Here is an 8,926-nt window from a genome sequence, read left to right on the forward strand (position 1 = left end):
ATGATCTTGAACGGTCAACGGCAAACCATGTTTTAAAGCGTTCAACGGGTCTTCGTTTTTAAGCGTTCAGCGGCTCTTACATTCGAGATCCCGATCAGTTTCATATCGGGATGACAGTCCTTCACGTCATCCTGGCGTGCTACTGGCCAGGATCTTGTTCTTTGGTGTGAAAAACACAAGCAGTTGCAATTGACAAGTAGCGAGTCGTAGAGCAAAAACCGATAAACTCTATAAGTCTCTTGAAATGCTCTTCTCGGTCGGTGGACGGCGGACCGTTGACGGACAACGTTGTCTTCGTCAGCGATCAGCGGGTTCTTGTTCTTAAGCGTATAGCGGATCTTCAGGGCAGGCTCTACGGGATGACGTGCGGGGGTAGCGTTATGAACCTATAGGAAAAATGTTGTCGTTATAGGTCTTTCCTCAGGGACGCGATCTCCGGTGCAAAAATAGCTGTTTCCTTATTATAATATGCTATGGAAGGAGGAATCGATGCCAGCAAAAAGCATGTTCTACGGAATAATTGTGAGGATGTACTGTTCTCCTAATGAGCACAATCCTCCTCTTATACACGTTTACTATCAGGAATACAGTTCTACCGTCTCAATTCCCGATGGAGAACTTCTAAGTGGCGAGATTCCCGCAAAGAAGCTTCGATTGGTTCAGGCATGGATTGAGCTTCATTCCGATGAGCTAATCGCTAACTGGAAACTTGTGACAGACGGCGAACTTCCCTTCAAGATAGAGCCACTAAGATAATGGAGGTATTGACATGAGTATTGGAGTGAAGTCGATAAAGAGCTGTAAACCTTATCAGCTAATACTTGAGTTCAGTAATGGGGAAGAGAGAGCGATAGATCTGGAGGGAATACTGAACATAGGAAAATTCTCGGAGCTACGAGACCCGAAAGTCTTCTGCTCAGCTCGAATTAGCTTTGATACAATTGAATGGTCCAATGGACTGGACATCTGCCCAGAGTATCTCTTTGATCATTCAAGCCCTATAGCAGTACCTCGTTGAGAAAACGAAATTCCCTGAGTAGTTCAATTTGGTTTCTCGCTCGCGAGAGAGCCGTTCATCCGGCGCTGCGCGTCCAGATTCTTCGCAAAGAGCAAAGATCATTGTTCTTGTGCTTTGCACCTATGTTCTTCGTTCCGACACTTCGTGTTCAAGAGTACAACAGTTGCAAGTTGAAAGTTACGGGAATGGCTCTCCGTTGTCGGTTCTCCGTTCTCCGATAGTATCGGAAGATCGGTTCCGGCGCGTTGCGCCCAAGTTCCTCGTTCCGGAGCTAGGAGCTTTGTTCTTGGTTAGTAAGAGCGTGAAGGTACGAGTTGAAGAGAGAGAATGAGACAGAGGAGAGAGTTCTCGTCTTCGCGTGGGCTCATTGAACGTCTCGACAGTGCTCTTTATGTTCAGGCGGGCATCTAAGAGCAAGAACGTTGAGATGCATATAGTAGGTCTATTTGATTATGATGAGTGATTCAGGAACTAATAAACGAGATAAATGAGCTTCAGACAAGATGATGTCGGCAATGACGAGCTCTTGAAGTGCTCATATCTTAGATGGGAAGGATCTTATGAATTGCTTAAGCGCTCGAAGAGAGCACGGCCTCACAAGAAGTGGTCATACAACTTTGTTTAGACATAGTGGCAGCTTAGTTATTCGTACACACCATGAATATGGAGGAATCGATTCGATGGTCTGTCCTAATGAAACCACAAGCGGTCCGATTTGATTTCAGGCAAAGAGGTCATCTAAGGTCACCAGGTAAACACTTTCATCTTTTACAGCTAGTTCTTGCAGATCTGTGGTGAATCCGCTCTTGGAAAAGATGACGAATATCCTGTCTTTGCAAGCGATAATCGATCCCTTTTCTCTTAATCTCTCAAGTTCGCCTATCCCGACTCTTGCGTTGGTCCACTTGCATTCGCCGATTATCGCTTGATTATCTCCCAGACCAAGAAGATCAATTTCCTCTTCCTTCTTTGTTGCTTGGTTGTTTCCCCACCACTTGCCTAACTTCATAATCCTGAAGGGTAGTTCTCCCCTGCCACTTTTGTACAACAAATAGTCCCTGCATATGCTTTCGAAAGCTAGGCCGAGATACTTGCTGAGTCCGTTAGCGATCTTCTTGTCCAGAAGCTCTTCTGTCATGCCGGTTTCGATAAGCGAGAGGTTAGGAAACACAAAGGTGTACCAGAATCTGAAAAGGTTGTCTCTGATATAGTAGATCGCCTTCCGTGAAGTGTTTTTCTCGGTAACGGGCACTTCTCGTCCCAATATGTTCAAGTTCAGCAGTGTAGCTATGTACTTTGCAGTTTTATCGTTAGGCTCTCCTACCCTTGTGCTTATCTCGTTCAGGCGAGTAGCACCTTGGGCAACTGATTCTATTATACTGTTGTAGAGGGAAGGTTCGCGCAGTTCCTGTCTCAACAAGAATCTAGGCTCGGCATAAAGATACGCCGATGTATCGAGAAAGTTGTTTGCAATGTTCTCTCCATATGGAAGATGCTGATTCCACTTCTGCAGATACTGCGGGATGCCCCCCAAAATTCCATACGCGATGATTTTTTCTTCGTTGTTCAGTTCGGGAAAGAACAGCGACGCTTCTCGATAGGTGAATGGCTCGACTCTCAGCTGAGCTGTTCTTCTTCCAAACAAGGGGCTCCTACTGCCCAGCACTTCGCTCTCCATGAAACTCACAGATGAACCGCAAAGAACTAAATAGAGCTTTGTTTCAAGTAGCTCATGATCTATAAGGCGCTGTAAGACAGACGGGAAATAGCTAGTAGCATTCGCCAAATATGGGTATTCATCTATTACTAGCAGAAGACGCTTTTCCTTTGCTTTGGACGCAACGAACCTAATCGCCTTCTCCCATGACTCAAATGGAGATAATGTGTCTTTCTGGCCGAAGTGTTCCAGAATGACTTCCGAGAAGTTTCGCAGCATCATTTTCTCGTTGACCTCATCGCAGACAAAGAAGATGCTTTCGATCTCTTTTGAGAACTCTCTTAGAAGAGTGGTCTTACCCACTCTTCGACGTCCATATACAACGGCCATCTCGAACTTTCCACTGTCTTTAAGCTTCCTGAGAGAAGCAAGCTCTTTCTCTCTGTTGATGAACATTTAACAACCTCCAACACAACTACTAACTCGTAAGTTACTAACTCTAGAGTCAATTATATCATCATAAATGCAATCTTTGAAAAGCGTCTCGGGACGCAAGGCTGGCTTAGGCAGGAAGCATCTCAAGTCCACCGTCAACGGTCCACCGTCCACCGAGAAGTCCATCAGTTGCAAGTGTCACGCTGCATGTTATAAAAGCAAAAGCTAAAAAAACTGTTCTTCCAGTACGCGAAAAATGGGACAGACATAAGGAGCCTGTTAGTCCCTATTTTCGCTTCTCGTCTTCTCGTGAGCGAAGCGAACGGCTCGACATTGCTCTTTCTCGATCGAATGGTCTTAGCGGTGAACGGGTTCATGATCTTGAACGGTCAACGGCAAACCATGTTTTTAAGCGTACAGCGGATCTTACATTCGAGATCCCGATCAGTTTCATATCGGGATGACAGTCTTTTCTTGCATTCTGTCATTCTGACGAAGGTCCTGGTCAGAATCTCTCGGTCTCAGGATCGGATGGAGGGATTGCTATTACTCAATGAAGATTCAGTCTATCAGATTTTTTTAGAAGGTCGCCGATTGTCTTCACTGTTTCGACCACATCGTTGAACTGAATGTTTTTGGCATAGCTGTTTTCATTTTGATAATTCTTCCAGAGCCTTTTCTGGTATTCTGATTCCTTGAGTTCGGAGACAATGCTTTCATAATCAACAATTGTATTGGACGATCCTCGCCTAAGCGCAGTGTTTTCGATTGCTTTTCTTAGAATAGCTAAAGAGATTTGGTCTTTCTTCAGTCTGAAAAGAGTGTGAATGTCGTACAAATCTCTGGGACGAGAACTCAACACAGTTCTTCTTAAAATGGTCTCGTATTTCTCGGCGAGTATCGTTTCAAGTGTGTATGCTTTTATGATGATTTTCTCTTTTCCGAAGATTGAGCGATACTGGTAGTCGATTTCTCCGGGAGTTATTGCATCTCCGGTTGTCATGTCGATTCTCATCGGAACTCTGATTCTGTCGCATCTAGCTTCTAGTGAAACACGGAAGTTGTTGTATTCGTCTTCCTCGCGGATTGGTGCTATTCGCTCGAATCTGAAAGTAACCCCGTCATCAAGCGGTATGTCAATTATTTCGGTCACAACCCTTTTTAGCGTGCCTTCATTCATTGCAAGGTTCTTGACTGTGGTATCCATATCTATTGTGGTTCTCTGTCCTATACCAATCATGGAAGCAATCAAGAGGCCTCCTTTCAATATGAATGACTCTCTGTAAAAGGATCTAGCCAATCTCTCAATAAACCTTTCGAACATGAACATGTGAAGTATCTCTCCCGCATTCAACCCTTTCTCTGAGGCGATTTTTCGAATCTCGTTTTTCAACTTTTCAGCGTTTATCACAGTAGAACCTCCGTGTAGGTATGCAAGAGATCTTCAACTCCAAAAACGCGTGAGTATTTTGACAATTTCCCAAGATCTTGCCTGCCCCTGAAATACGCTTTCAAGGCATTGGAGACGATCTGAATATCAAATCGGTCCTTTTCTTTTAGCAGATCGCAGATTGTCCTTTCGGAATCGTAAGACCTCACACTGTTTCCAAAAGGCGATTTGACACTGGTCAAACCAAGTTCAACAAGCGAAGGTATTACATAATGGAAGACCAGATCATCGTACTCTCTTTTGAGATAGCTTACGTTCGAACCCTGAGATACTGTTATATGGTATTGGGATGGCGCCCGATCTGAAAGTCCCAATAGATAAAGGGAGGTTGTGTGGGAGAAGATACAAGATTTGCACCTCATCTGGAGTATCTTGTAGTCATCTACTATGCTACCTGATAAAACGTATCTTCCTCGCGAGACTCTTTCAACCTCTCCCAACTCAAGAAGTCGTCTTAACTTTTCCTTTCTAATTCCCTCCGCAACAACATCACCGGTTTCAATGAAACCATTGTTTTCGGCAGCGATCTGTTTGATCTTCTCTAAGTCATCCATCGTTGCACCTTCTGTATTTGCGTTCTTTAATTGTATCATATTAAAGCATGTTAGTACACCTTGACATTACGCGAGAACAATGCCGGCGAAGAACATGCCGGGACGCAAGGCTGGCTTCGCCAGGAGGCGAGGCCGACTTCGTCGGGAAGTGAGGCTGGGAAGTACATCCCAGGAAGTGATGCTAATTGATTAGACGCAAGGCGCCGAAGAACATTGGCGGACGCAATGCCGGCGAAGAACATGCCGGGACGCAAGGCTGCCTTCGGCAGGAGGCAACAAAGCCCGCTTTTCGCTGAGCGCTGATCAACACTACGTTGAAGGTCAACGGTCCGCCGTTCTCCGAGAAGTCCGTCAGTTGCAAGTGTCGCGCTGCATGTTATAAAAGCAAAAGCTAAAAAAACTGTTCTTCCAGTACGCGAAAAATGGGACAGACATAAGGAGCCTGTCAGTCCCTATTTTCGCTTCTCGTCCTCTCGTGAGCGCAGCGAACGTCTCGACAGTGCTCTTTCTCGATCGAATGGTCTTAGCGGTGAACGGGTTTATGATCTTGAACGGTCAACGGCGAACCATGTTTTAGAGCGTTCATCGGGTCCTTGCCCTTGGACAGCTGACGGAGGACTGATCTCTTCAAATTGTCCAGCATTGTATGACAAGATTCCAATGAGGATCACGCTTTTTCCCAAAACACGAAAATGAACACTCACAACAGCTAGAACGCTAATTTGCTGCAGGAAGAGACTGAGATCGCGAAACTATAGTCACCTCTTTAAGGAATAGCAACTAGCATTTTTCAAGTGAAGTAGTATATGAAGTACTAACAACTCGTATGTGATATACTGAGGTTATGAAGAGAGATATGAGTTTCTCACATATGGAAGTTGCTTTGAAGGCTTTGCATTCTCAGATAAATAGGATTGGTAAGAGAATCGGTCTGGTTGTTTGCGGTGGCACCGCGCTGAACGCTCTTGGTTTGGTCCAAAGGACGACGGCGATATAGATGTGGTTGGTTTCGCAGAGAAGTCGAGGATCAGATTGTCGTCAGTAGGGCCGAATTCCCGGCTTGGCTTCTTGACGCTGCCAGAAAAGTGGCCAGGGATCTGGGGCTTCCCAGAGACTGGATAAACGACGGACCGGCATCACTCGTAGAACTCGGTTTGCCTGAAGGATTTTCGAAGCGACTATCCAAGGTTCAAATTGGAAGCTCTCTTTCTGTATATTATATTTCGCGAATAGATCAGATTCACTTTAAGTTGTATGCTTCAGCTGACCGAGGCGGCTATCACGTAGATGATCTGATGAAGTTAGAACCAACGGAAAGTGAGATTGTAGAGGCAGCGAAATGGACAATGACTCACGATGTCTCGCCGGCTTTTAGAGTAATCTTGATCGATCTTTTGCGGAGGCTTGGTTTTGATGATGCATCCAAAGAGCTTTAAGAAATTGGTTATAGATAATGCCGTTGGGATATTGTGGAGCCAGTGGGTAAATCTTGGTGCTTGGTCGAGAGCCGAGCAAACGATGAAATGTTTTAGTGATCCGGAGAGCGCTATTACCTTTTCCAGTTATTTATGTAAACACGAAAAGCGTCTACAAAAAATCTCCATGGACTGGAGCATAGTGAACCTCAAATATATCAATCATTCTCGCTTGAAAAGACTTCGGAAAGCTGTGACCGATCATATTGAACTACCGGTTGATGCTTGTGAAGTGCACGCTGCCACTACTTCCAGCAAGTACATCACCGAGCCCGACGCAAGAGATATATCTAACTTGCTTATTCGACTGAGACTAATATTCGGATCTACTACCAGAGCCGAGGTGATATTCCATTTACTGACCAAGGGAAGCGCAAACTCGAATCAAATAGCAACCCATCGCTTTCTCAATCAGAAGGCCGTACTTCTAGAACTAGAGAAGCTAGCTAAGGCCGGCGTTTTGGAAGAGAAAAGGTCAGCAAGAGAGAGACTGTTTTCCGTCCAAAGAGACTTCGCAAGGCTTTTTGAATTTGAAATTCAGCCGATTAGTTCTCCATGGTTTCTTCTTGCTTCGCTCTTGATTCTGGAAGAATGTCTCAGATATGAGTTAATTGAGGATGAGTATCTAGTCCTCTCTGCATTCATGGATCACAGAAGAAGATTGTCTGAATATCTGCTGAGAGCCGGTAGTTGTAAATTGCCTATTTCAGGATCCACAGCTTACGAGTTATATGAGAGTGTTACTGAGTACTACACATGTCTTTGCACACTCTTGTAGGAATGAGGCTGCTCAGCAGGAAGCCTCTCAAGTCAACCGTCAACGGTCCACCGTTCTCCGAGAAGTCCATCAGTTGCAAATTCCATGATGCAAGTTGAATAAGAAAATGGTTGTCCGTTATCGGTTCACCGTTCTCCGATAGTATCGGAAGATCGATTCCGGCGCGTTGCGCCCAAGTTCCTCGTTCCGACGCTGCGCGTCCAGGTTCTTGCTTCAGAAGACCAAAGAGCAGTTCTTCGTTCCGGAGCTAGAAGCTTTGTTCTTGGTTCGTAAGAGCGGGAAGGTACGAGATGAAGAGAGAGAAAGAGACAGAGGGGAGAGTTCTCGTCTTTTCGTGAGCGAAGCAAACGTCTTGAATGCGATCTTTGTCGTGTGTCTTTACTCAGAACACACAAGATACGGGATCTCTCAATGCCTGCGCAGAGATACAGGCGAGAAAAACGATCCTGGTTCACAGCAGAATATACTTCAGTCGTCAATTATCTTTTGGGCGGCAGTTCTTAAAGGCAGTAACTCTTTTTGAATCGTGTTCCAGACAAGATTCATATTCACCCCGAAGTATTCATGAATTAGTATGTCTCTCATTCCCGCAATGCTTCTCCAGGGGATCTCGGGGTAGTTGTCGGTTATTTCTTTCGGTAGTTTTTTGACTGCCTCGCCGATTATCTCGAGGCTTCTGATTGTTGCCCTGACAGTTTTTTTGTCATTCAGAAATTCGGAAGCGTTCTTGATTTCCTTACAGAAATCAAAAATAAGATCGATTTCAGCTATTATGTCATTAAGATAATCTGAGTATACGCGCTTCAAATTTCAATAGCCTCTCTTAGAATATGTTCTCCGATTAAAGGTTTTAAAGTGCTTTCGTCAACAAGATCTATCTTGACTGACAGAAGGCTCGACAGCTCATTCCTGAGGTCGATGTAATCAATCAGCGTTAGGTTGGCATTCTCTTCAAAGCGAACAAGAAGATCTAGATCGCTTTCTTTGTTCTGCTCACCACGGGCATAAGAACCGAAGACTCTCAGCGATTCGATTTGATAGCGCATTCTGAAGTAAGGCATTTCGTTTTTCAGTAAGCTTAGAATCTTATCAAGACTCTGCATCAGTTCTCACCTCACAAAAATTATATCATTGCATGTCATGGCCCAAAAGAGGAGAGGAAATTGCAGATAAATAAATAGCGACTCGATTTTTGCATTATGGTAATGACGTTCTTCGTTGCAGAACTAGCAGCTTTGTTCTTCGTTTTTGGCAAAGAGCGTGAGAGAAAAGAGAGAGAGCCAGTCACTGGTGAAATGAGACGAAAGCTGCCTTCGGCAGGAAGTGATACGCCGAAAGATCGCCGGCGGAAGTGACGCCCGGGAACCTTTTACCGCCTTCGGCGGGACGCCTTGCACTGAGGAGCATCAGTGGACGCAAGGCTGGCTTCGGCAGGAGGCGAGGCCGACTTCGTCGGGAAGTGATGCCACCTTCGGTGTGACGCATTGCACTGTGGAGCATCAGTGGACGCAATGCCGGCAAAGGATCATGCCGGGATGCAAGGCTGGCGAAGACCACGC

General features: G+C 45.3%; 9 protein-coding genes. 4 read left to right on the forward strand and 5 right to left on the reverse strand.

What is annotated here, in order from left to right:
• Window positions 1-489: 489 nt before the first annotated feature.
• Window positions 490-756, forward strand: coding sequence for a DUF4160 domain-containing protein (locus Q502_RS05940; protein ID WP_102819197.1), 267 nt, complete (start codon window positions 490-492; stop codon window positions 754-756).
• A 13-nt stretch (window positions 757-769) separates the two neighbouring features.
• On the forward strand, window positions 770-1,018 hold the full coding sequence (locus tag Q502_RS05945) for a DUF2442 domain-containing protein (protein WP_102819196.1): 249 nt from the start codon (window positions 770-772) through the stop codon (window positions 1,016-1,018).
• Between the two features lie 721 nt (window positions 1,019-1,739).
• Here the strand turns inward: Q502_RS05945 and Q502_RS05950 are convergent.
• The 3 genes from Q502_RS05950 to Q502_RS05960 form a co-directional block, all read right to left on the reverse strand.
• Window positions 1,740-3,131, reverse strand: a complete 1,392-nt coding sequence (locus Q502_RS05950; RefSeq protein ID WP_112109502.1) for an ATP-binding protein — start codon at window positions 3,129-3,131, stop codon at window positions 1,740-1,742.
• Between the two features lie 529 nt (window positions 3,132-3,660).
• Window positions 3,661-4,521 (reverse strand): nucleotidyl transferase AbiEii/AbiGii toxin family protein, encoded by an 861-nt coding sequence (locus Q502_RS05955; RefSeq protein WP_102819195.1) that lies wholly within the window; start codon window positions 4,519-4,521, stop codon window positions 3,661-3,663.
• The gene (locus tag Q502_RS05960) at window positions 4,518-5,114 is read right to left on the reverse strand and encodes a type IV toxin-antitoxin system AbiEi family antitoxin domain-containing protein (protein ID WP_102819194.1); all 597 of its coding nucleotides are present in this window, start codon (window positions 5,112-5,114) and stop codon (window positions 4,518-4,520) included. Before Q502_RS05960 ends, Q502_RS05955 begins: the two co-directional genes overlap by 4 nt.
• Window positions 5,115-6,199: 1,085 nt before the next feature.
• Here Q502_RS05960 and Q502_RS14620 point away from each other — a divergent pair.
• Together Q502_RS14620 and Q502_RS05970 are read left to right on the forward strand one after the other, a co-directional pair.
• Window positions 6,200-6,550, forward strand: coding sequence for a hypothetical protein (locus tag Q502_RS14620; RefSeq protein WP_258001935.1), 351 nt, complete (start codon window positions 6,200-6,202; stop codon window positions 6,548-6,550).
• On the forward strand, window positions 6,525-7,367 hold the full coding sequence (locus tag Q502_RS05970) for a hypothetical protein (protein ID WP_102819193.1): 843 nt from the start codon (window positions 6,525-6,527) through the stop codon (window positions 7,365-7,367). Before Q502_RS14620 ends, Q502_RS05970 begins: the two co-directional genes overlap by 26 nt.
• A gap of 468 nt (window positions 7,368-7,835) precedes the next feature.
• Here the strand turns inward: Q502_RS05970 and Q502_RS05975 are convergent, their stop codons facing one another.
• Both Q502_RS05975 and Q502_RS05980 read right to left on the reverse strand, forming a co-directional pair.
• Window positions 7,836-8,174: a DUF86 domain-containing protein gene (locus Q502_RS05975; RefSeq protein WP_102819192.1), complete on the reverse strand. Its 339-nt coding sequence runs from the start codon at window positions 8,172-8,174 to the stop codon at window positions 7,836-7,838.
• The gene (locus tag Q502_RS05980) at window positions 8,171-8,470 is read right to left on the reverse strand and encodes a nucleotidyltransferase family protein (protein WP_102819191.1); all 300 of its coding nucleotides are present in this window, start codon (window positions 8,468-8,470) and stop codon (window positions 8,171-8,173) included. The genes Q502_RS05975 and Q502_RS05980 overlap by 4 nt, the downstream gene beginning before the upstream one ends.
• Window positions 8,471-8,926: the final 456 nt, after the last annotated feature.

The organism is Mesotoga sp. Brook.08.YT.4.2.5.2., from assembly GCF_003351125.1.
GTDB lineage: Bacteria > Thermotogota > Thermotogae > Petrotogales > Kosmotogaceae > Mesotoga.

Excerpts from the sequence above, each read along its gene's own strand:
- Q502_RS05960 (WP_102819194.1), bottom strand. The coding sequence starts at position 5,114 with ATGGATGACTTAGAGAAGATCAAACAGATCGCTGCCGAAAACAATGGT.
- Q502_RS05940 (WP_102819197.1), top strand. The coding sequence starts at position 490 with ATGCCAGCAAAAAGCATGTTCTACGGAATAATTGTGAGGATGTACTGT.
- Q502_RS05945 (WP_102819196.1), top strand. The coding sequence starts at position 770 with ATGAGTATTGGAGTGAAGTCGATAAAGAGCTGTAAACCTTATCAGCTA.
- Q502_RS05980 (WP_102819191.1), bottom strand. The coding sequence starts at position 8,470 with ATGCAGAGTCTTGATAAGATTCTAAGCTTACTGAAAAACGAAATGCCT.
- Q502_RS05950 (WP_112109502.1), bottom strand. The coding sequence starts at position 3,131 with ATGTTCATCAACAGAGAGAAAGAGCTTGCTTCTCTCAGGAAGCTTAAA.